This window comes from Dellaglioa sp. CoH-55-MRSF-8 (assembly GCF_056782195.1).
The window spans coordinates 132008-154329 of sequence record NZ_JBXAYH010000003.1 but is presented as its reverse complement, the minus strand read 5'-3'; the positions used below and the strand labels follow the sequence as shown (position 1 = coordinate 154329).

23 protein-coding genes are annotated in these 22322 nt (G+C 33.6%); 5 read left to right on the top strand and 18 right to left on the bottom strand.

Annotation, left to right across the window (positions count from 1 at the left end):
- Window positions 1-26: 26 nt before the first annotated feature.
- The 7 genes from AC1RPW_RS04495 to recX form a co-directional block, all read right to left on the bottom strand.
- Window positions 27-1313: a gluconate:proton symporter gene (locus tag AC1RPW_RS04495; protein ID WP_481761516.1), complete on the bottom strand. Its 1287-nt coding sequence runs from the start codon at window positions 1311-1313 to the stop codon at window positions 27-29.
- Between the two features lie 3 nt (window positions 1314-1316).
- A complete protein-coding gene (locus tag AC1RPW_RS04490) occupies window positions 1317-2063 on the bottom strand; it encodes a sugar phosphate isomerase/epimerase family protein (RefSeq protein WP_481761628.1) in 747 nt (248 codons plus the stop codon).
- 16 nt (window positions 2064-2079) lie between these two features.
- Window positions 2080-2337, bottom strand: a complete 258-nt coding sequence (locus AC1RPW_RS04485; protein WP_481761517.1) for a hypothetical protein — start codon at window positions 2335-2337, stop codon at window positions 2080-2082.
- A gap of 231 nt (window positions 2338-2568) precedes the next feature.
- A complete protein-coding gene (locus tag AC1RPW_RS04480) occupies window positions 2569-3561 on the bottom strand; it encodes a LacI family DNA-binding transcriptional regulator (protein ID WP_481761518.1) in 993 nt (330 codons plus the stop codon).
- Window positions 3562-3709: 148 nt separating this feature from the next.
- Window positions 3710-4267 carry a nucleoside tri-diphosphate phosphatase gene (gene ntdP / locus AC1RPW_RS04475; protein WP_481761519.1) on the bottom strand — a complete coding sequence of 186 codons (558 nt, stop codon included), beginning with the start codon at window positions 4265-4267 and terminating at the stop codon, window positions 3710-3712.
- Between the two features lie 82 nt (window positions 4268-4349).
- Window positions 4350-5471 (bottom strand): A/G-specific adenine glycosylase, encoded by a 1122-nt coding sequence (gene mutY, locus AC1RPW_RS04470; protein ID WP_481761520.1) that lies wholly within the window; start codon window positions 5469-5471, stop codon window positions 4350-4352.
- Window positions 5468-6277, bottom strand: coding sequence for a recombination regulator RecX (gene recX, locus AC1RPW_RS04465; protein WP_481761521.1), 810 nt, complete (start codon window positions 6275-6277; stop codon window positions 5468-5470). The genes mutY and recX overlap by 4 nt, the downstream gene beginning before the upstream one ends.
- Window positions 6278-6382: 105 nt before the next feature.
- On the opposite strand from recX, the gene rlmD reads away from it, so the two are divergent.
- Window positions 6383-7780 carry a 23S rRNA (uracil(1939)-C(5))-methyltransferase RlmD gene (gene rlmD / locus AC1RPW_RS04460; protein WP_481761522.1) on the top strand — a complete coding sequence of 466 codons (1398 nt, stop codon included), beginning with the start codon at window positions 6383-6385 and terminating at the stop codon, window positions 7778-7780.
- A gap of 39 nt (window positions 7781-7819) precedes the next feature.
- Here the strand turns inward: rlmD and AC1RPW_RS04455 are convergent, their stop codons facing one another.
- From AC1RPW_RS04455 to AC1RPW_RS04445, 3 genes are all read right to left on the bottom strand, one after another.
- Window positions 7820-9532: an N-acetylmuramoyl-L-alanine amidase gene (locus AC1RPW_RS04455; protein WP_481761523.1), complete on the bottom strand. Its 1713-nt coding sequence runs from the start codon at window positions 9530-9532 to the stop codon at window positions 7820-7822.
- Between the two features lie 65 nt (window positions 9533-9597).
- Window positions 9598-10698 carry a glucosaminidase domain-containing protein gene (locus tag AC1RPW_RS04450; protein WP_481761524.1) on the bottom strand — a complete coding sequence of 367 codons (1101 nt, stop codon included), beginning with the start codon at window positions 10696-10698 and terminating at the stop codon, window positions 9598-9600.
- A 90-nt stretch (window positions 10699-10788) separates the two neighbouring features.
- The gene (locus AC1RPW_RS04445; RefSeq protein ID WP_481761525.1) at window positions 10789-11640 is read right to left on the bottom strand and encodes a competence protein ComK; all 852 of its coding nucleotides are present in this window, start codon (window positions 11638-11640) and stop codon (window positions 10789-10791) included.
- 258 nt (window positions 11641-11898) lie between these two features.
- Between AC1RPW_RS04445 and AC1RPW_RS04440 the strand changes: the two genes are divergently transcribed.
- From AC1RPW_RS04440 to AC1RPW_RS04425, 4 genes are all read left to right on the top strand, one after another.
- Entirely contained in the window at window positions 11899-12462 is a 564-nt protein-coding gene (locus AC1RPW_RS04440) for a sigma-70 family RNA polymerase sigma factor (RefSeq protein WP_481761526.1), read from the top strand.
- Between the two features lie 99 nt (window positions 12463-12561).
- On the top strand, window positions 12562-12762 hold the full coding sequence (locus AC1RPW_RS04435; protein ID WP_409022133.1) for a DUF1659 domain-containing protein: 201 nt from the start codon (window positions 12562-12564) through the stop codon (window positions 12760-12762).
- A 22-nt stretch (window positions 12763-12784) separates the two neighbouring features.
- Window positions 12785-13012, top strand: coding sequence for a DUF2922 domain-containing protein (locus tag AC1RPW_RS04430; protein ID WP_409022132.1), 228 nt, complete (start codon window positions 12785-12787; stop codon window positions 13010-13012).
- 103 nt (window positions 13013-13115) lie between these two features.
- The gene (locus AC1RPW_RS04425; protein ID WP_481761527.1) at window positions 13116-14408 is read left to right on the top strand and encodes an APC family permease; all 1293 of its coding nucleotides are present in this window, start codon (window positions 13116-13118) and stop codon (window positions 14406-14408) included.
- A gap of 30 nt (window positions 14409-14438) precedes the next feature.
- Here the strand turns inward: AC1RPW_RS04425 and AC1RPW_RS04420 are convergent, their stop codons facing one another.
- From AC1RPW_RS04420 to AC1RPW_RS04385, 8 genes are all read right to left on the bottom strand, one after another.
- On the bottom strand, window positions 14439-15251 hold the full coding sequence (locus tag AC1RPW_RS04420) for a sugar phosphate isomerase/epimerase (RefSeq protein WP_481761528.1): 813 nt from the start codon (window positions 15249-15251) through the stop codon (window positions 14439-14441).
- A gap of 104 nt (window positions 15252-15355) precedes the next feature.
- Complete coding sequence (gene rfbD, locus AC1RPW_RS04415) at window positions 15356-16201, bottom strand: dTDP-4-dehydrorhamnose reductase (RefSeq protein ID WP_481761529.1); 846 nt, start codon at window positions 16199-16201, stop codon at window positions 15356-15358.
- A gap of 47 nt (window positions 16202-16248) precedes the next feature.
- Window positions 16249-17277, bottom strand: a complete 1029-nt coding sequence (rfbB, locus tag AC1RPW_RS04410; RefSeq protein ID WP_481761530.1) for a dTDP-glucose 4,6-dehydratase — start codon at window positions 17275-17277, stop codon at window positions 16249-16251.
- A 19-nt stretch (window positions 17278-17296) separates the two neighbouring features.
- Window positions 17297-17878, bottom strand: a complete 582-nt coding sequence (rfbC, locus tag AC1RPW_RS04405) for a dTDP-4-dehydrorhamnose 3,5-epimerase (RefSeq protein WP_481761531.1) — start codon at window positions 17876-17878, stop codon at window positions 17297-17299.
- Window positions 17878-18756: a glucose-1-phosphate thymidylyltransferase RfbA gene (rfbA, locus tag AC1RPW_RS04400; RefSeq protein WP_481761532.1), complete on the bottom strand. Its 879-nt coding sequence runs from the start codon at window positions 18754-18756 to the stop codon at window positions 17878-17880. Before rfbA ends, rfbC begins: the two co-directional genes overlap by 1 nt.
- Window positions 18757-18843: 87 nt before the next feature.
- Window positions 18844-20376 (bottom strand): lipopolysaccharide biosynthesis protein, encoded by a 1533-nt coding sequence (locus AC1RPW_RS04395; RefSeq protein ID WP_481761533.1) that lies wholly within the window; start codon window positions 20374-20376, stop codon window positions 18844-18846.
- Window positions 20377-20391: 15 nt separating this feature from the next.
- Window positions 20392-21279: a glycosyltransferase family 92 protein gene (locus AC1RPW_RS04390; protein ID WP_481761534.1), complete on the bottom strand. Its 888-nt coding sequence runs from the start codon at window positions 21277-21279 to the stop codon at window positions 20392-20394.
- An 86-nt stretch (window positions 21280-21365) separates the two neighbouring features.
- The gene (locus AC1RPW_RS04385; protein ID WP_481761535.1) at window positions 21366-22295 is read right to left on the bottom strand and encodes a glycosyltransferase family 2 protein; all 930 of its coding nucleotides are present in this window, start codon (window positions 22293-22295) and stop codon (window positions 21366-21368) included.
- Window positions 22296-22322 lie beyond the last annotated feature (27 nt).

Sequence of the window (22322 nt, the reverse complement as noted above, 5' to 3'; positions counted from 1 at the left end):
TTTTCTTCCCTTCATGTCTCTTAATTTTAACCGAAAAAGTAATAAACTAAAACTTCATTAATAATTGAAACAAACCACATGATTGGAACACCTCTTTTTAATAAATCTTTTGATTGAACTTTCATATAATCAAGGCCCCAAACATTCCATGATTGCGTGATTCCTGTTGAAACAGCAAGAAGCGCAGGCACATAGAGAAGTGGTAATAAGAAGGCATCATTGAACAACCCGGTTCCCGAAAGAACCGCTGCAGTTGCAGCTCCAGCACCCCAAACATGTAACGGACCTCTGAATAACGCGAGCGGTGCTAATACTCCAAATACAATAGCAAGGATTAAATGGTCATGCGGTAATATCAGACTAAATACATGTTGAAACCTAACAGCGTTCAACTGAGCAGCACCAGCAAACATCACTAACGCCATTAAAAACATAATCAATCCTGCGATATCACCAATCGCTTTTTGAATCGTACTATTCAAGAAGTCGACGAAATTTTTATATCCTTTCATATTTCCAGTAACAGCTATCGCAAACAATGTTGCTAAAGTTAATCCTGGAATAGCATCCCAGCCGAAAATCATATTCATAACGACCGGAATAATTGGTGCAACAAATGCAATTTTTGGTATGGGGCGACTTTCAGAATTTTGTTGTGTCTCACCAATAATTTTTAGATTTGAATCAACATTTTCTTGAGTAAATTTCTTGCGATGTAAAACTAAGAAAATAATTACCGCGATTAATTGAACTGTCATTGCTGTCCAACCGAAGATTAAGTATTGTCCGCCGTATACGGCATTTGGAAAAAATGCTTTAATTTGATTGAATAAAACAACATTAATGTACATTGGTGCCCCAATTGACATGACAAATGCAGTAAGTGCGATGTCTCTTGGAATACCTAGGGATAACATGATTGGTAATAAGATAACCCCTATCGCAATCACAGATCCCACTCCGTATGCGCTTACAAAAATAAACGCTGTTACCAAAACAATTAAAATAGCTGCTATTAATGGTCGTTTTTTCCCAACTTTTTTTGTTGCTTCTGAAATTGCAGGCGCAATCCCACTATCAACAAGAACCCTTCCGAACCATGATCCAAATGCAATATAGATAATTGTCGGTCCATAATTCAATGCTGGTTCAGCAAATACTTTTTGAACTGCCTTATCGAATGGAATTTGTCCAATGATAGACCATAAAATAGCCATTACGAAGAACCCGACCATGATGTTTCCACCCTTTAAAATATAAATAATAAATCCTACAAAAGTGATTAATAATAAAATCGGTATTAGGGTTGCCATAAGCTAGTCCTCAATTTCTTTTTTTAATAACACTATCTGGGATTGAATTAACGCTTTGTTATCCATCGGATATTCAAGAGCGAAAGCCACTTTTTTTGGTAGATGGGCTAAAATAGCTCGCCAATCAAACATTCCTTCATCTAAATTTTTCGACGTCATTAAGTTTCCAGCATTATTAATAACGTTTTTCAAATGGATATAGTCCGTGTATTGTGAAAGCTCATCTGCACTCTGAATAGCATCTTGTTTCGTAAAAGCCCAATTACCAAGATCATAAACATAACCAACAGGCACATTTTGTCGTTTAGCACTTTCTAAAAATGTCGTTAATGCCTTAACACTGCCACTTAATGCAGTTTGATCATTTTCAACATTCATTGTTATTTTGTCTAAAGGAAATTCACTAAAAGCCTGCTTTAAATCTCCAGTAAATGCCGCAAAATTTCCAATATTAAATTTAATTTTTTTGATTCCCATAATTAAACCTTCTTGAAAATAAGTAACTAATTTAGGGTTTAACGTGCCATTGTCTAAAAAAACTTGATCAGGAACACTATAATTAACAATTAATCCGTATTGTTTTGCTTTTTTTGCAACTTTGGGTAATTCACTATCTAAATCTTTAAAATATTCACGTCTAACTTCGATACCGTCAACACTTAATTTTGAAACGCGATCAACCAATTCATCCTGTTTAATTCCATTTTCTACATCATTCTCAAAAATCCATGTATTTAAAATAACTGTCATCATTTTTCCTCCAATATTAATATTTATTGAGTTTCTTTACCCTATTCATTAATGTCTCAAAATTCATGTCCTCGAATTTTTCTGCATTTTTATTATCAAAATTTTCTCGTTCTATCTCGTTAAAATTTTCTGCTAAGTAATATGCCGTCAAATAGGCTGCAAGGTAATTCTTAGCCGTTTTCACCATGTTTTCATCCTCAAACTTAGCCTCTACAGTTGTAGAGGCAAAGCCCAACGCAAATTTATCAACATCTAAAAAAGTTCTTTTATCCATTTTTAGCGCCTCCAATTCATTATCTATTAACAAGTTAGGTAAACGTTTACATGGATAGTATATATGCAGTATTCCATAATTGCAAGTCTTAAATATAAATATATATTTCTAAACAAGGTAAACGTTTACTCCAGTAAGGTATCTAGCCTGTTTATTTTTTTAACTTTAAATTACATTTTAAGGACAATAAAAAAAGACTTACCCTTGAGCAAGTCTTTTCCATATTAGTATCTACTTAAATTCAGCAGGTATAATTATTTTTTTATTTTTCGTATTTGTTTCACCATTTAATTCATTCAACAATAATTCTGCTGCACTAGCACCTAGTAAAAAAGGATTTTGATTAATCAACGAAGTTCCTGAATTAATCGCTTTTATGACTTCAGTATCTGAAAATCCCGTTACCGCTACCCGTTGATTGACCATGAATCCATCAGCGATAATTTTAGGTAGTAAGTAAAGCAACCAACGTTCCTTCAACGCAAATACAAGCGTTCTTTTATCATCACGTATTAATCTATTTTTCAGTTCAGCATATGTTTGATTTAATTTTGTATCACCATCTATAACCTCAATCACCTTAGTGTCTGGACTGACCGAATTAATTCCGTTATACCGCTCTTCCCGAGTTGAAATACCTGTCACTTCACCAGTAATGATAATGACTTGATCAAATCCTTGATTTAGATAATATCTTGTTACTTGTTGGCTAATATCAAAGTTATTTGTAACAACATTAGCTAAACTAGAATCAGAAAGTTCACGATCAACAATAACAATGGGCATGTCTCGTCTAACCGCATCCCTTAAATCGGCTTCTTTTCTAAGTATTGGTTGCATGATTAGTCCATCAAACGATTTTTCGCCAATAATTTTAAGGATACCTTGTTCTTTATATTTATTAGAATCGGAATCAAATAAAACCGCTGTATAACCTTGTGCATCTAAAATTGAGCTAATACCTTTAAACATTTCTGTGGCAAAATAATCATCCACATCTGAAACAATTGTAGCAATCATTCGACTTTTTTTTGTAATCATCTGTCTAGCCGCGTCATTAGGGACATAGTTTAATTCTTTAATCACATTTTGGACTTTCAATGCTGTCTCTTTAGACATACGCTCTGTTTTACCATTCAAAAAACGTGATACAGTTGCGATTGAAACATCTGCCTTACTTGCAACATCTTTTATATTCGCTTTAGTAGCCATTTTTTCATCCATTCATTAATTATATTATTTCGTCTAGTTTTCCTTTTATTCCGTTGCTAAACTATCTATATATTACCATACTGCTCAATTTATTAGAAAATACCTCACTAAAATAGTAAATAAAAAGGATAATTCTACTTAAAATTCAGAATTATCCTTTTTATTTATTATTTTCACGTTCCGCTAGTTCGAGGTAACGATTGTACCAGATATCTATATATTCTTTAGAAAATGGCCCTTTCCCGTTATCTATCCAGTCCACAAGTGTTCGGACGTTATACTTCAATATCTTATCGATATCGTCAGAATATTCCCATTTTTTCCCGTGTTCTGCATATTCATCTACATCCAATAACCGTTTCTCACCATCTGGGAAAACTTTGACATCTAAATCATAATCTATATATTTCAAAGCTTCCTTATCTAACGTGGCTGGTGAAGCCAAATTACAATAATAAGAAACGCCGTTATCACGTATCATGGCTATAATATTAAACCAATAGTGTTTATGAAAAAAGATAATTGCTGGTTCTCTGGTCACCCATCGCCGGCCATCTGCTTCGGTCACCAATGTATGATCATTACACCCAATAATCATATTCTCACTTGTTTTCAACACCATCGTATCACGCCATGTTCGATGCAAACTACCGTCGTGTTTATAACTCTTTATGGTAATGAAGTCGCCCTCTTTAGGCTCCTTTGACTGATTACTCATCTCTACCAAAACCCACTTTCTAAACACGTAGTGCATTTTACATCGATTGCATGAATATTATACCAAAAAAAGAACTATTTTACTAAAATTTATTTGAAGAAAGGCTGATATATTTGTCCCAAATTTTTTGTTGTACTTTAGGAACTGCAATCTGGTCAAAATCTTTTTCAAGTATGAATTCGCCAGGAAAATAACTTAAGTCAAACGATTTACTTTTCACGGTAAATAATTCAATTAACCATTTTTGATGGGTAAAGGTATGTTTTACGACGGAACCTTCTAATGCTGAAAAAATCAACTTATGGTTCAAATTATCTTGGCTCCATTGGCCTAATTTTATAACTAAATCATCCGTTAATAACACGTCTCCTGGTTTGTCTTCCAGTTCTTCCAGCTTAATTAAAGGAAACGCTAATAAATTTGCGAGCATCCCTTTACTAGAACGTTTCTCAAATAAATACCCTTTTTTTGTTTCAATTATCAAAGCAATATAGGGCATTTCAACTGGTCGCGGCTTCTTTGATTTCACTGGATAATCAAGTTCTTTACCATCTAAATAAGCTTGATTAAACGACTTAACTGGAGAATGTTCAGAATCTGGATTCTTAGCACTCATGTAACTTGAACCCAAATCCATGACAGCTTGGTTAAAGTCTCCAGGTCTTTCTTTAGAAATAATTTGTTGAATGACTTTTTCAAAAATAAGTCGGGTCTGTGGTTTCGCAATATCATCTTCTATCTCAAATAAGCGTGAAAATACACGAAAAGCATTACCATCAACGGCAGGAACAACTTCGTTAAAAGCAATACTTGCGATTGCTCCGGCAGTATATGGCCCAATTCCAACTAAATTTTGCAGTTCCTTAGCTGTTTGCGGCCATTGCCCAGAATAATCTTGAACAACTTGTTTTGCTGCTTTTTGCATGTTTCGAACTCTTGAATAGTAACCGAGTCCTTCCCATGCTTTTAAAATACGTTCTTCTGGCGCATTAGCAAAATTTTCAACACTCGGAAACCATTCCATAAATCGTTCATAGTACGGAATAACCGTATTTACTTGTGTTTGTTGGAGCATAATTTCTGATACCCAAATATGGTAGGGTTCATGGTCTCTGCGCCAAGGAAGATCCCTTTTTTCACTATCATACCAAGTTAACAATGCCTCTTGAAAAGCTGTGATTTTTGCGTCATCCCACATTATCATTCAAGCGCCTCATCTTGTTCTTTCAGCTCAATATATTCATTAATATCATCAAACTGAAACCCTTTTTGAAATAGCCCCTGTTTAACTTTCATGGCGCGCTGACTACCTTCCAAGCGACGTTGCCGTTTCCAGACTTTATCCCCTTGTTTAACAAGTGCATCCCATTCGGCTTCGGGATCAATTTCAAGTTCTAAGGCATCCATTATTTGTGAAATGTCATCAGACTTAAAGCCTTTAGTCATTAATGCCTGACGAACCTTGTTCTTTAAATTACTAAACGATTGATCGTGGTAATGCTTAACTAATTTTTCGGCGACTTTAATTCCATTTTCTAATTGGTCATCAACTGGAAATTCTTCTAAGGCTTCATCAATACTTTCAGCTGCAACACCTTTTAATCGTAACTTTTGGCGAATGACTGTTGGTCCTTTATCCGACGTGTGCATCATTGTTCTAACGTAACTTTTAGCATATTCAAGATCATTTACTAATCTAAATTCATATAACTTTTCGATTGTTTCTTCAATCGCGTCTTCCGTAATTTCATGTTTCTTCAAATAATCCTTAATCTCTTTTACGGTTCGCATTTGCGTTGATAAATAGTTTAACGCTTTTGAATACGCTTTTGAACGATCATCTGCATCAGCAATTTGTTTAATTAATGCCTCATCTAATTCCATCCCTTTAGCAAGATGAAATGAAATAAGAACTTCTTCCCCAATTGGAAAAGCATATTTTTCATCCAGAAAGACATTATATCGTCCAGCACGTTTTTGTGTGGTTATTTTTGTGATTTTTTTTGTCATATAGACTCCTTTAAATGCTTATCTTGTTATTATATCTTTGAACTGCCAAAATGCCAATATTCCTGTGTTATAATAAGAAAAAAGCAATAAGGAGTTTATAAAAATATGTCAGACAATCAAGAATTTGGATCAGAAATTGAAGCCGGTTCACGTTTTCCTTTAACTATTAAACGCTTAGGTATTAATGGTGAAGGCATCGGCTATTACAAACGTAAGATTACATTCGTACCTGGTGCTCTTCCAGACGAAGTCGTTGTAGCAGAAGTCACTAGTGTTGCAGATTCTTATATCAACGCTAAAATTCATAAAATTCGTAAACAAAGTCCTGTTCGCGTTGAACCAAAAGACGCAACATACAGTGAAGTCGGCGGAATTGAATTAGAACATTTAAACTACAAAGGCCAATTAGCTTTCAAAAAAGATGTTATCGTACAATCTTTAGAAAGATATAAACCGCGTGGTTATGAACACTATGATTTAAAAGAAACTATCGGTATGCAAAATCCATATGAATACCGTAATAAAGCGCAATTCCAAGTTCGCGAAAAAGATGGTCACGTCATCGCTGGACTTTACAAACCAAAGAGTCATGATTTAGTAGACTTAAAAGAATTCAGTACGCAACGTCCTACAACAATGCTTGTTATTCGTCACGTTGTTGCGTTATTAGAGGAACTCGGAATTCCTATTTACAATGAAGAAGCTAAATCAGGTATTATCAAAACGCTTGTTGTTCGTGAATCTTTTGATACCGGTGAGGTTCAATTAACCTTCATCACAAACTCGGCAAAATTACCTAAGAAACGTGAACTAGTTATGCATATCTTAGAAGAATTACCTATGGTTACTTCTGTCATGCAAAATATCAACAAAGGTGAAACATCACTTATTTGGGGTGACGAAACCATTAATATCGCTGGCCAAGACTTCATCATGGAACGTCTTGGTAAAATGAAATTCAAATTATCAGCACGTGCTTTCTTCCAATTAAACCCAGTTCAAACTGGCGTTTTATACGATGAAATCAATAAAGCTCTTAACTTAGATAAAAATGAATCATTAGTTGATGCTTACTGTGGTGTTGGTACCGTTGGCCTTTATGTTGCCCATGGTGCTAAAGAAGTTCGCGGTATGGATACAACACCTGAAGCGATTGAAGATGCACGAGAAAATGCTGTTCTATCACATCAAGAAAATACCACATATGAAGTTGGTAAAGCTGAAGATATCTTACCTAAATGGTTGGAAGAAGGTTTCGTACCTGATGCCCTAGTTGTTGATCCACCACGTACTGGTTTAGATGATCAATTAATTGAAGCCATCAATAAGAGTCGTCCTAAAAAATTTGTTTATGTATCATGTAATCCATCGACACTCGCAAAAGATTTAGAATTGTTAACAAAATCATACCGCGTTGATTATATTCAACCCGTTGATATGTTCCCACAAACATCAAAAGTTGAAGCCGTCGTTAAATTATCACGTCGTTCTTCAGGAAAATAAAGCAAAAAAAGAAGCCATAAAATGGCTTCTTTTTTTGCTTTAACTATTCGTTCGACCAACTAAGACGCTACCATAAGCCCAATAGGTCTTTCCTGTTTCAATAACTGTAAAACGGTACATATATGAATCTTCTTTACCATTTTCTTTAATTGTAGCCATGCAATCTACATTAACTGCTTTACCTCTAATTGTAGCATCACTTGCTCTTCCTGTTGTTACTGATAAATATGCTGAATTATAAACATGATTATGCAAGTAGTAAGTGCTTGTCGTACTTACGGTTCCAGTCTGTTTAAGTGACTTATAAGTAATTGATTGATTAAATGTTAAGGCCTTTGAATAAACCCAATATTTATTTAATCCTGATTTAATTTGATACCAAGTTGTTCCTTGGCTTCTATTTTCTGCTCGAGCTAATAATTTCACTGTTTGCCCAGTTAATTGTGTTGAAGAACCATAGTTAACCGTATTATCAGTAGAGTTCTTAACTGAGTTATAAAGCATATATTTATTACTATTAACTTTTGCAGTTTCTGAACCAGATGCACTATGCATTTCTAAATTAACTAGTGCATCCTTATTGACTGCTCCTGTGTAAACCCAATGATCATCTGAACCAATTTTAATACGATACATCGTTGATTTAGCACCATTATAATCAGTTATAACGGCTTTTTGATTAATTGTATATGTTCTATTTTTATAATTGGCTGAATCACCTGTCTTTTTAGATAGATAATCTGAATTGTATACATGATCATGTAACTGATATGACTTACCATTAAATTTAGCTGAAACATTCATTGGTGAGTAACTTACTTTTCTTAATTTTAAGGCGTCACTATAGATCCAATATTTTGTGGATGTCCCTTTAACACGGACGCGATACCAAGTAGTGCTACCATTTTTAACACCACGCATATCTGCATACAATGTTTTACCGCTTAACTTGCTGCTTGAACCTTTATCGACTGCGCCGACCGTCCCTTTAACATGGTTATAAAGACGGTAACTTGTATTATTCATCTGAACAGTTTCTGATCCAGCTGCACTGTGATATGCGACCTTCACACCTAATTGTGTGTAGTATTCTTTGATTAAATCATACAAGTCTGACATTGAATATGACTCATTAAACCATTTATTACCAGATTCGCTATAGTAACCAACTGGATCACCATGATCAGTTGCACCTAAATACTTACTGACATCTGCATGTGCCCAAACTGTTGCGCCCGCTCCATGATTGCTAGCAGTTGCTAAACTTGGTTTCAACCCATATTGTTGTAAAATATAGGCAGTATAGTAGGCGGCATTATTAACTTCTCGTGCAAATGCCGACTTGCTATGAACACGCGTTTCTTCAAATTGCACGAAACGTTGGTTACCTTTAGGACCAGAGCCCCATGACATGACGTTCGTTTTTGCAATATTAATAATATTATGATCGTCAACAAAACTGTGCACAAATGCATTACCATAATTGGCTTTCATAAAAGCCATTTCACCATATATGGTAGATGATGGGTTAGCTGTTTCATGAACAACAACACCTTCTGGTTTACCTTGACGATAAGTCATATCATCGGTTGGAAAACCACCCCAGATAGCACTTGTAATCTCATTTGGTGCAATATGTTGAGAATGTATATAATTATTTACCTTTGATGAAGCCGAAACTGATTGATTCATTAATCCAGCCGCTACAATCCCCAAAACAATGGCAAAACCCATTACTATTTTTTTCTGCATTTTCAATAACTCTCCTATTTTTTTATTGCTATCCCTTAGCAATATTAGTTCAACAACCTAATAAATTAATGTTTATTAATGGCTCCCTTATAGACCCAATGATTAGTAGATCCAATTTTGACTCGGTACATCGTTGATTTAGACCCATTGTAATCAGTAATAATCGCTTTTTTATTAATTGTATAAGTTCTATTATTATGTGTTTTTGATTGACCTGTCTTTTTAGATAAATAATCTGAATTATAAACATGATTATGTAACTGATATGATTTATTATTAAAATTTCCTGTATTTTTTACTGTAGAATAACTTGTTTTTCTTAATTTTAATGCTTGTTTATAGATCCAATACTTCGTTGATGTGCCTTTAACTCTTACTCGATACCAAGTTGTGCTACCTTCTTTTACGCCACGCATGTCCGCATAGACTGTCTTACCTGTCAACTTAGCAGCCGCACCTTTATCACGACTACCTGCTGTTCCTTTAACATGATTGTAAAGACGGTAACCAGTATTAGCTACTTTGACTGTTTCAGAACCGGCTGCGCCATTATAAGCGACTTTAACGGTATTATCTAAACTAGCTAAATTATATCTAGAAATTAAGTTATTTAATTTTTTACCGTAGGCACTACTTGTCGAGTATTTTAAACTCAATGATGCTGTTGCTTTTTGATAAGTACTAGCTTTTTCACGCCATGTACCTGAGTAATACTTAGCATCCCAACTTACACCGTTACGTAAATGGTTGGCATAATCTTGAATAGATGCTTTAGCATTTGGGTATTTTTTAAATTTAGACACCGCATAATAAGCTTTCCCTTTGCTATTATATTCCAATGATTTAACTGAATATGATTGTCCCTTATAGGCACCCTTCATACCAAAAAAATTATTAGCCTTTTTTGCCAACGTACTTTGACCCCAAGAAGATTCAAGAATCATCTGTGATAGCATCACTGATGGATACAAGTTTTTATCTTTTGACACTGCTTGAATCGTTGGTCCATTCTTTTCAATGAGAGCCTTTGTTTGGGCAGTCGTGGCTGCCGTAACTGTTGATTCATTTTTACTTTGATTCCCAATTGGTAAGTTTATTGAGCTAAATCCCGTAATAGCAACAAATGTTACCGTAACTAATTTTGTTAACAACTTTTTATTTTTCATATTTCCCCCTATTTTTCCGAAATTATCAGCTTTAATTATATCAAATTTGCATGTCTAATAACGCCTTTTTCCGTTACATTATGATTACAATTAGTAACGCATAATGCCTCTATTAGTATGCGCCCAACTACACGTTTTTTTGATAATTGAGTCGTCAGGTGATTCATCAGAATACCCTTTCAACGTGTAGATGGCTAATAAATGCTTAACTTCCTTAATGAAATCTATTTTATCCACATAGGTATCACGTCTGTTCTGAACTAAAGATAAGATAGCATCATGATATCTAAATTGGGGTGTTGGATTTTCAAAACCAAGTTCTGCAGCTATTTTACTGGCCAAAGAAACTTGAATATCTGTAAAAAGATGCGCTAAATTTAATTGCTTTAGAAATTGCGAATACTTACTTTGAACTCTAATTCTTAATCCATTGTTGAAAAATAAATCAGTTCCATTTTCTACATCGGAAATATTAGCAAGATGGTGTCCTGCCGTCCATGAGGCATCCCGTTTTGATGGCCCACTATCTGGAAATAACTGATACATACCACATGTGTAAGGTAGAGCTTGTTTCTTTTCAACTAATGACACAATCGCACGCATTGCGACAAAAGTTAGAATTTTTTCATTAATCAAGCGATTCACAAAATTTGTTGTTGTGTATTTACATAATAAAATATCTTTATGCTTATCAAAAATAATGGATCGTAAATCATCCCGTCTGTGTGTTATATGGTGAATATACAAAGTTGTCTCCATGTTCACTTGATAGTTATCCGTTACAATTCCATGTTCTGTAAAAAAATGATCATCCGTAACGTCTATTATTGGATGATTCTCCAACAAGTTTCGCCAATATTGAGACCCAACAGTCAATAAGCGTGTTTCTGGATAATCTATAATTTCTTTAAAATCCCGTTCTAATTCATTCTCCAAGTTCAATAGCCTACTCCTTTTCTTACTTTCATTTAACAACTTATCCTATGTTACAGATTTAATTGTAACTAATCTTGTGTGAACTTAAGTCTAATTGTTAAGTTTATCTTAAGAAAATTAATAGTCTACCTTTAATTCTTAAATGCTCATCAAAAACCCATAAATACGCTCATTTCGTCGTCTATTTTAAAATTGAATAACCTCGTATTCTAATTAAGAACCTTGGCCAAGGGATCTTAAAAGAAACGAGGCAACTCTACTAATATGTCAAATCAAATAAACCCAGGTCTAGCTTTTCTACTGAAAAATGACCGTGAAAAACTTATCTTTGGTGTTCTAAAAAGAATGTCGATTAATCAATCGCATGCTTCATATGACGATTTCGTACAAGAAGCACGATTAGCATTCAGCGCTGCATATGACCAATACCCTAAAACTATTGAAGATAATGAACAAACTTTCATGGTTTACGCCTATCAACGTGTCTACTGGCGACTTCTTGATTTAATTAATCGACAATCTAATCAACAAACGCATTTAGAACCTAATAAGGATGATTCAACTAATCCAACTGATTCCATCATTGATTTAACCCTCCAAACACAAGATACTATCGCTGAAAAATTATTTACAGAACACCTTTTTAAATCACTCTATGACCTCTGTTCAAACGCCGAACAACATTATCTAGTCGATTGTTATATTAGACACAAAACAGTCACAGAAATTGCTGCCAGTCATCATGTTAGCCGTCAAACAGCCTATAACTGGCGTAATAGCGTCGGTCGGAAAGTACTTTTAGTCATTGCTCAAATGAATCAAGAATAAATATCAGTATTTGCTTTACAAAATGGTTAACCGATTCTTTATTATCTATGTAAGGCGTCGCGGCACTTATCAAATATAGACACACAAAGGAGAACATATATGAGTAAAACTTGGGTAAAAACAAACGTTATCGTTGAGGGATTAAGTTCTGACGGCTCTGAACGTAAACGTTCATTCGCTAACATTACTGAAAATGCCTCTAACGAAGCTATTGCACAACTCGGCGCTACAGTTGCTTCATTAACTGGTGATAACACCGTTAAAATGACCATCCGCACAGAATCAAGTCTTTTAGCTTAATCAAACCTAAGGAGGAAATTATATGAAACAATTAGATTTAGCATTTAAAAATGAAGCGGGTAAAACGCGCCATATGAAATTACGTTACGTTAATACAGATTTAGATCCAGCAACCGTTAAGAAAGCCATGGATGACATTACAGGTTCTGATTTATTCCATCGTGATAACGAAAAAATGTTCGTAACCCCTATCTCAGCACAATTTGTTGAAACCATTGAAACACCAATCTACACAAACGATTTAGTTTAACCGTAAAAGCCAACTTAATTGTTGGCTTTTTTTGTACCCTCATAGCACCTATCAATTGCCTTTTAACATCATATTGGCTATTCTAAAATTTAGGGGGATTGTAATGAATAAAATAGAAGATAAAAAAATGACGTTTTTCACGGTTTTCTTGTTAGGAATTAACGGTATTATTGGATCGGGGATTTTCTTATTATCTGGTAAAATTTATAATGATATTGGACCACTCAGTATCTTTACAATTATCGCTGCAGCATTAGCAGTCACCATGATTGTGCTCTGTTACGCAACACTAGCAAGTAAATTTTCGGAAGATGGTGCGGCTTGGTTATATGCCTATAATGCATTCGGTAAATTTACTGGTTTTCAAGTTGGTATATTTACTTGGATATTAGGCGTAGTGACTTTGTCAGCCGAAATTGCTGCGTTACTAACTGTCTTAAAAATACTTTTTCCAGCATTACAACAAACGCTTATTTATGATGTTTCAGCAATTGCCTTAGTCATTATTCTAGGCATCATTAATTATTTTGGAACAGCTATTCTAGATTTCGCAGACAATCTGTCTTCTGCAGCTAAAGTATTTATCATGTTACTCTTTATTATTGTCGGTGCTTTCTTCATTAAGGATGCTCATTTTACGCCCATGATTCCGACTGATATTCACAGTAACACTCAGTTATTTACGAAATTTAATACAGCATTTGGTGTCATTTTTTATATGTATACTGGCTTTTCATTTTTACCGATTGCTGCTGCTAAAATGGATAATCCGGAAAAGAATATTCCGAAAGCACTATTAAGCGTTATTGCAACGGTGACTTTATTATATGTTTTACTTCAAACGGTTGCCGTGGGTATCCTTGGCCCTAACTTAGGATCGTACTCATTACCAATTGCTGCGGCATTCAAAAGTATCTTTGGTCAGTGGGGTTATATGATCATTATCATTGGGATGTTGATCTCTATTCTTGGGGTTGCCATCTCAGTATCATTCAATACACCTATTGTGGCTGCATCGCTAGCAAATGAACATCAGCTTTTACCAAAAATAATCGGTAAGCAAAGTAAACACAATACACCGGTTATCGCAATCATTGTGACATCTATCACAAGCATCCTCCTGCTACTTAGCGGTAGTTATTTATTCTTAGTATCATGCATTGTCTTTGCATCGTTTGTCCAATATGTACCAACAATTCTAGCAACATTTAAATTCAATAATGATCCAAATTTACCAAAAGGTTTCAAATTACCAGGTGGTCCAATTATTCCAAGCCTTGCATTAATTATCTCACTTTACTTACTGTTAAGTTTTAATTGGAAAATCATCTTATTCGGCGTTATCGTGTTAGTACTAGGGTGTTTACTCTACTGGTTTGATAACCGAAAAAAATAACCATTGATTTTGAAAGTTCAAAACCAATGGTTATTTTTCTATTAAATTTTGTAGATATTCATGACTTTCCAACATTTCGCGACAATCATTTTGATTTTCTAAATCAATTTCGTAAATAGTCGTTGCATTTGGATTAAGCAAAGGATATGCTAACTTCCAATCAATCTTGCCTTTTCCTAAAGTTAAACTATCATGAAATTTACCCATTGAATCGACTAAGTGATAATGGACGATATTTGGCATTAACCGTTTCAAACTCGCTTGTAAGTCAGTATTACTACCTGCTTGTTTAATAAAGGCATGCGATGTATCAAATGCTAAGCGATACCCTTTTTGTAGAATAAACTGATCCATCTCTTCAGACCCATAATAAAATAAATCAGAAATCGAATTCTCAAACATGACGTTATTTTGTCCATATTTTTGATAATAATCCATCCGATTAAATAACGCTGATTCCGCAACCTCAAAATTAGGATATTCAGCAATAATTGTTGGCGTTTGTCGATTATATGAACCATGAATGAGGGTTTGAATTGATTTATCTTTTGCGAGCTGAATCAATGTCTCAGTACTTTCTCTAACAAAACGATATAACCTAGGATCAGCTGTTTCGGAAACGGCTAATTCAACAGATTGTTCACCAACCTTCATTGGATGATGCATGACAATCTTCTTCGTAGTTGCCTTCACCTCATCAATCTCATCTGATAATCGTTTTAATCCATCTCCAGAAACATCAAATTCATTTAGATAGAATTCAAAAATATCTGGATTATGTTGTAACCGATCATGGAGTTGAATTGGGTCAGTTCCCGCCTTTAATCCTAATGGTATTGTCATTTGAATCATCTCCTTGGTACTATGTTAGCATTAAATTGGGTGAAAATAAAAAGGAGTGACTTCTAATGATTCAATTTCTCAAATCACTAGAAAACTCCCCTTTTCTATACTTCAATTTTAGCCATAAATTCATGTAAAGCATCTTGCCAACTTGGTACTTCAAATCCCGTTGCTTTAACTTTACTCAAATCCATAACTGAATGTCTAGGTCGGTATGCCTTTTGTGGATATTCTTCAGACGTTACTGGACTTATTTCAACTACTTCATCCTTTAAAATCTCACTAGCAAATTCATACCAAGTACATGAATTATCATTAGAAAGCTGATATAACCCATAAGGAATATTTTTTTGAACTGCATATAACATAAAATCAGCCAGCGTTCTAGTCCAAGTTGGCCGTCCAACCTGATCACTAACAACAGTCAGATGATCATGAGTTTTAGCTAAGTTTAGCATCGTATAGACGAAGTTCTTTCCATATTCGCCAAAAACCCATGATGTACGGATAATATAATACTTACTCATTATTTTAGCAACGGCTTCTTCTCCAGCTAACTTCGTCCGACCATATTCATTTTTAGGCGCAGTGGGTGTTTTTTCTGTATACATTTGATCATTAGTCCCATCAAATACATAATCAGTACTAATGTAAACTAACGTAGCACCCACAGATTCTGCTGCTGTGGCAATATTCTGAGTACCTATAACATTAACTTGTTCATTAATAGCTTTACCAGGTTCTTCTTCAGCATTATCAACAGCTGTATAAGCTGCACAGTGGTAGACAATTTCTGGGCGATTATCTAAAAAATAATTATTAACTGCTTTTGAGTCAGTAATATCTAAATCTTTAGAACCAGTTCCTGTATATACAATCTTTTTTTCATCTAATAAATGACTTAATTCTGTTCCTAATTGACCATTTACACCCGTAATTAATATTTTCATAATTAGCTCCTTCAAAAAAAGAATGGACTTAAGTCCATTCTTAGTTATTATTGTCCATTTTTTGCATAATTTGCTTCAACTGCATCTTTCTCAGCTTTCCACCAATTTTCATTATTTCGGTACCAATCAATCGTATCTTGTAATCCTGATTTAAAATCAGTAAATTCAGGATTCCAACCAAGCTCTTCACGTAATTTTGATGAATCAATAGCATATCGTAAATCGTGTCCTGGGCGATCTTTAACGACATCATAAGCATCTTTAGGTTGACCCATTAATTCTAAAATCAACTCCAAAACAGCCTTATTATCTTGTTCACCATCCGCACCAATCAAATAAGTTTCACCAATACGACCCTTATTTAAAATAGCCCAGACAGCACTTGAATGATCATTAGTATGAATCCAATCGCGAACATTTTTACCAGAACCATATAACTTAGGCCGGATTCCACTCAAAACATTAGTAATCTGTCTTGGAATAAACTTCTCAATATGTTGGTATGGTCCATAATTATTGGAACAATTTGAAATTGTTGCCTGTAAATTGAATGAACGCACCCATGCACGAACTAATAAATCTGATCCAGCCTTTGTTGATGAATATGGACTGCTTGGATTATAACGTGTTTCAGGTGTGAATTTTTCACCTTCACCTTCCCCATGACCGGGTAAATCTTCGCGTAATGGTAAGTCTCCATACACTTCATCAGTTGAAACATGATGGTAGCGGACATTGTATTTACGACAAGCTTCTAGCAATGTATATGTTCCGATAATATTAGTTTGAATAAAAGGTGATGGATCTTTTAAAGAATTATCATTGTGACTTTCTGCAGCGTAATGTACTACCGCATCTGTTTTGCTAACAAGTTCATCAACTAGTTTAGCGTCAGTAATATCTCCCACTACTAGCTCAACACGATCAGCAGGTAGTCCAGCTAAATTTTCTTTATTTCCTGCATAAGTTAATTTATCTAACACGGTAATGTGAACATCTGGGTGGTTATTAACCACATAATGGACAAAATTAGAACCAATAAATCCGGCCCCACCTGTTACAATAATATTTTTCATTTAAAAACACCTCTCCTATTTAGATTTCTCCATACACAAACGGATTGTCTTTTTCAAACTCTGTAAACGTTGGTTGTGCAGCATCTTTTTCAGATGTAATTGCTTGGTCAAAATCAATAGGCCAATCAATATTTAGTTCAGGAGTTTTAAATGAAATCCCACCATCTGCTGCTGCATTGTAGTAACCATCACATTTATAAAGGAAATTAACATCATCTGTTAATGTTACAAATCCATGGGCATACCCTTTAGGAACTAATAATTGGCGATGGTTACTTGCAGAAAGAATATATCCTTCCCACTGTTTATAAGTAGGTGAACCTTTTCGAACATCGACAATAACATCTAGTACTGCCCCTGTCACGACCCGAATTAATTTAGTTTGTGCAGCTTCTCCACGTTGAAAATGAAGTCCTCTTAAAACGCCAGCTTGTGTTGATAATGAATGATTATCTTGGATAAAATCAATATCTATTCCAGCTTCTTTGAAATCTTTGTCTGAATATGACTCCGTAAAAAAGCCGCGATTATCACCAAATACTGCTGGTTCAATAATCTTAACATCTTGTAACTTTGTTGTTGATACTTTTAATTTACCCATTACTTTTTATCCTCTTCTTCTGCGATACGTAACATGTACTGTCCATAATCATTTTTTTTGAGTGGTTGTGCTAGATCAATTAATTGTTCGCGTGAAATATAACCCATTCGATAGGCGATTTCCTCTAAATTAGCTACTTGCATATTTTGCATTCTTTGAACAGTTTCAATAAACTGCCCTGCTTCAAGTAAACTTGCATGTGTCCCTGTATCAAGCCAAGCAAATCCACGTCCCATAATTTCAACATGTAGTCTTCCTTTTTCAAGATAGACCTTGTTAACATCCGTAATTTCAAGTTCGCCACGTGGTGACGGCTTAATATTTTTTGCTATATCAACAACTGAATTATCATAAAAGTATAAGCCTGTTACTGCAAAATTACTTTTAGGGTGATCCGGTTTTTCAACAATCGAAATTGCTTTATGGCTCTCATCAAATTCAACAACACCAAAACGCTCGGGATCACGCACTTGATAACCAAATACGGTAGCCCCCTCAGTTTGATTTGCAGCCCGTTCAAGCATCTTAGTCATACCTGGACCATAATAAATATTATCACCTAAGATGAGCGCAACGCTATCATTACCAATGAAATCAGCACCAATAATGAATGCTTCTGCTAATCCATCTGGTGTAGGTTGAACGGCATACTCTAAATTAATGCCTAATTCAGAACCGTTGCCCAATAATTCTTGAAAACGTGGCGTATCTTCAGGAGTAGAAATAATTAGAATATCCTTGATACCTGCCAACATTAATGTTGATATTGGATAATAGATCATTGGTTTATCATAAATCGGCATCAGCTGTTTACTTGATGCACGTGTCAATGGATATAAACGAGTCCCACTACCTCCGGCTAAAACTATTCCCTTCATACACTTTTCCTCCTAAAATATTCTAATTAATTTTTGTAAATGGTAGCTACAATAACTACTTAACACAGCTTTTAAAAATAAAAATCATTATTTATTTAATATCCTTCTTAAAACCAATTTTTTAACATAATTTGTTTCGTCATATCTAATAAATAAGAAATAGAATAATGTACTTGCTAGAATAAATACAACAGCAGATGCTATCAAAATACTGAAAATCCCTTGAATTACAATAATTTTTAGTAAATACGAAATTATTCCTAATTCTATTCCAATTATTCCCATATAACCAAAATATTTAAGATAATATTTTTTCATACTACGTTTGAATCCATATTTGAATAAGATAAGTGGTTCCCACCATAAATTAATTCCAATATTACTTACTATTGTACCAATTAATATACCATTAATGCCGAGATTTGTTGTCATTAACAAAAGAATTGAAACTATCATATTAACTACAGCTTCAAGTAGTGATTTATATCTCATTGGCCAAAATAATCCACGTGCACCAATAAAATTTAATACAGTCTGTCTAAATTGAACAAGTACAAAATTTATAACAATAAGTAACACGGTAAAGTTCGATAAGACGTAATTTGATCCTATCCAAAATTTAATAAAAGATTCAATAACTGCGTATAACGTTATAGCAATAACTGATGTAATACCGGCATTTATATACATATAACGATAAAACACAACTTCTTGATAATCTTCATCCTCCGTTACTCCTAGATTACCTAATCCAGCTGTGACAGCAGAGATACTTTGTGTCAACACACTGGAAATACTATTTACAATCAGCATATAATTAGAATATATTCCTACTAATCTAACGCCTAAAAATGCCGATATTAATATATTATCCGTTCCAAAAACTAATATAGTACCAATTTTTGAAGAAACAGTCCCAAATATATTTTTCTTCATATAGTTGATGACTTTAGGATTTACTTTAACAGTTTTCATTTCGGAAAGAAATTCAAATTCCCTATCAACAAGTTTTGAAATTCTCAAGTTAGATAACAATGTTATAATTATTTGGATTACTAAGTACCAAACATATTGTCTAAATAAAAGTAAAAAGATAATTTGTAATACTGTCTGCATTATCGTAAAAATTAATCTATTTAAACTATCCTTATATCCTTCTTGATTTGCAATTAATAAGGAACGTTTATACGTAAAAAAGTAACTAACAACCGTATTTAATAAAAATAGTACAAACATAACTCGCGGAAATGGTACAGGACTACCGCCCTTCATTAAAATAGTTATAAATGGAGTAAATGCTAAACCCATAATCAAAATTACGATACCAATCACATTATACACTTTTCTAAATAAATTCATGACACCAGCAATTTCACCATGATTACTAGTAGCAAGAGGATCGTACAGTGAGTACGTTATCGCCCCACCAATCCCTAATTCAGCAAAGGATAGAAAACTCAACACATTAGCATATAGCCCATTGATTCCCATGTAATCGGCACCAAGAGTTTTAATAAATACTGTCTGCAATGCAAACTTCAAAACTAACATTATTACTTGCGATAGTGCAGCGATTGATGTATTTTTAGCTGCTATACCAGTTCGAGAATTATTATTCATACATCACACTTACCCTCATCTGTTAAGTTCTTGTACACGTTTAATTTCTGTTTTAATTTTATCCGTGTACTTTAACATGCCGTTATCATAGACATCATTAATATCGTGCTTCTTAAAATCAAGATAACTACGTTCTTTTATATCATTACTTTGATCAGCATATCCTCTTTTTACTTTATTCTCGAATTCTTCAAGTGATTTTGCATAGTAATGATTAACCCTCACGTGTTCCCTTGATACAATTTTAGGTCTTTTTTCATTTGTCCATGGATATCCCCATAACCTATTTCCGTTTTCATCAGTCGTTTTACCGGCCACATCATACCAATGTGGTATTCTCATATCAATTACTAATCTAGGATTTACGATAGGTTTTGAATCTAAAATAATATCATTTTTTGATCTATTTAAAAATGTCTCAGTAACTAATCCATTTGATTTTTTAATCAAATTAGATGAGCCGAACATCACCCAACCAATTTCAATTTGAGCAACGTTTTCACTAAATTCATTTAAAAAAGAATCAATATTTTTTTCATCAATTAATACTAAATATTCATCTAAATCTAGTGTTAATAGCCATTTTGTTTCTGTCTTACAGCGCTCGACAGCATCCAGATATGCTGGTATTTGTTGCTTATCACCCGGAAAATAGATATATTCAACCACTTTACTTTTAATATACGGTTCTAAAATTTCTTTTAAATTATCAGTAGATTCGTTATCATAAATATAAAATTTTGATATACCAATAATTTTATGATATTCAATCCATTCTTGAACGTATAGTGCTTCATTTTTAATAATTGCCACTAATGACACGCTATTAATAAAATCAGTTTTTTCTTCAATTATTTTTACTTGTTTATACCTTTTATTTCCGTAGTTCATCTTATTTTTCATATACTTTATCATATTATATGCCGTAATAAAATTACGCCTAAAACTTTTTTTTATTAAATTGATAGTAACCACCTAATCACTCTCTATTAAACAAACCATATAATTATTCTTTGTGCTGTTGTATTAATTAAACTATGAAATTTATGATACAAAGAATATCTTTTAAAGATATTCTTTGTATCATAAAACTTATATGTATCTTCTAGCATTTTTTTTTCAGTATCATTTTTAATGATATTAGAAAATCTTTCATACAGAACAATATTTTCCTTTTTAATCCGACCTAATTGTTTATATCTTATTTTTAATCTACGAAAAACTTCATACAAGTGTACATTACTCTTACCAATTCCGATGACGTTATTTTCATGTTGTCTATAGTAAACCGTTACTTTATCAATGTACGTTAAATTCCCACTTGCTGAGCTGATTTTAGCAATAATTGAATCATGCATTGTTACATTTTCAATATCTTCATCTGTTAACATAAGTACTTCATCTCTTAGTTTCTTATTAATTGCTAATGCCGCTCCGGTTACTTTAAAATTGAATAATAAATCATTCAATGAATGATTATAATTTTCGCCTACTAACATTTTAGACATTTTAATATTTGTTGAAACAGCCTTTTTATCAGCAATCATAAGATCTGAAAATATAGCTTGTGTTATTTTATTGTCTAACAAATCAAATTTATCCATAAATTGCATTATTTTATCTGAAACCCAAACATCATCTTGATCAGAAAAAAAATAGTAATCAGCATCGACAACCCTAAGTAATTCAAAAAAGGAACGTTTAACACCCATATTTCCGCTTGAATAAATTATTTTTAACAAATTTTTATTTTCGTATCTTTTTAAAATATCTATTGTATTATCTGTTGAACCATCATCTCTAACATAAATCTGTATGTTATCTTCATTTTTATATTTTTGCTCAATAATACTATTTAATTGTTCCTCGACGTACTTTTCGCCATTATACGTTGACATAATCACAGCTATATTTTTCAAAAATTTACTCCTTAATTACTTTTCTTT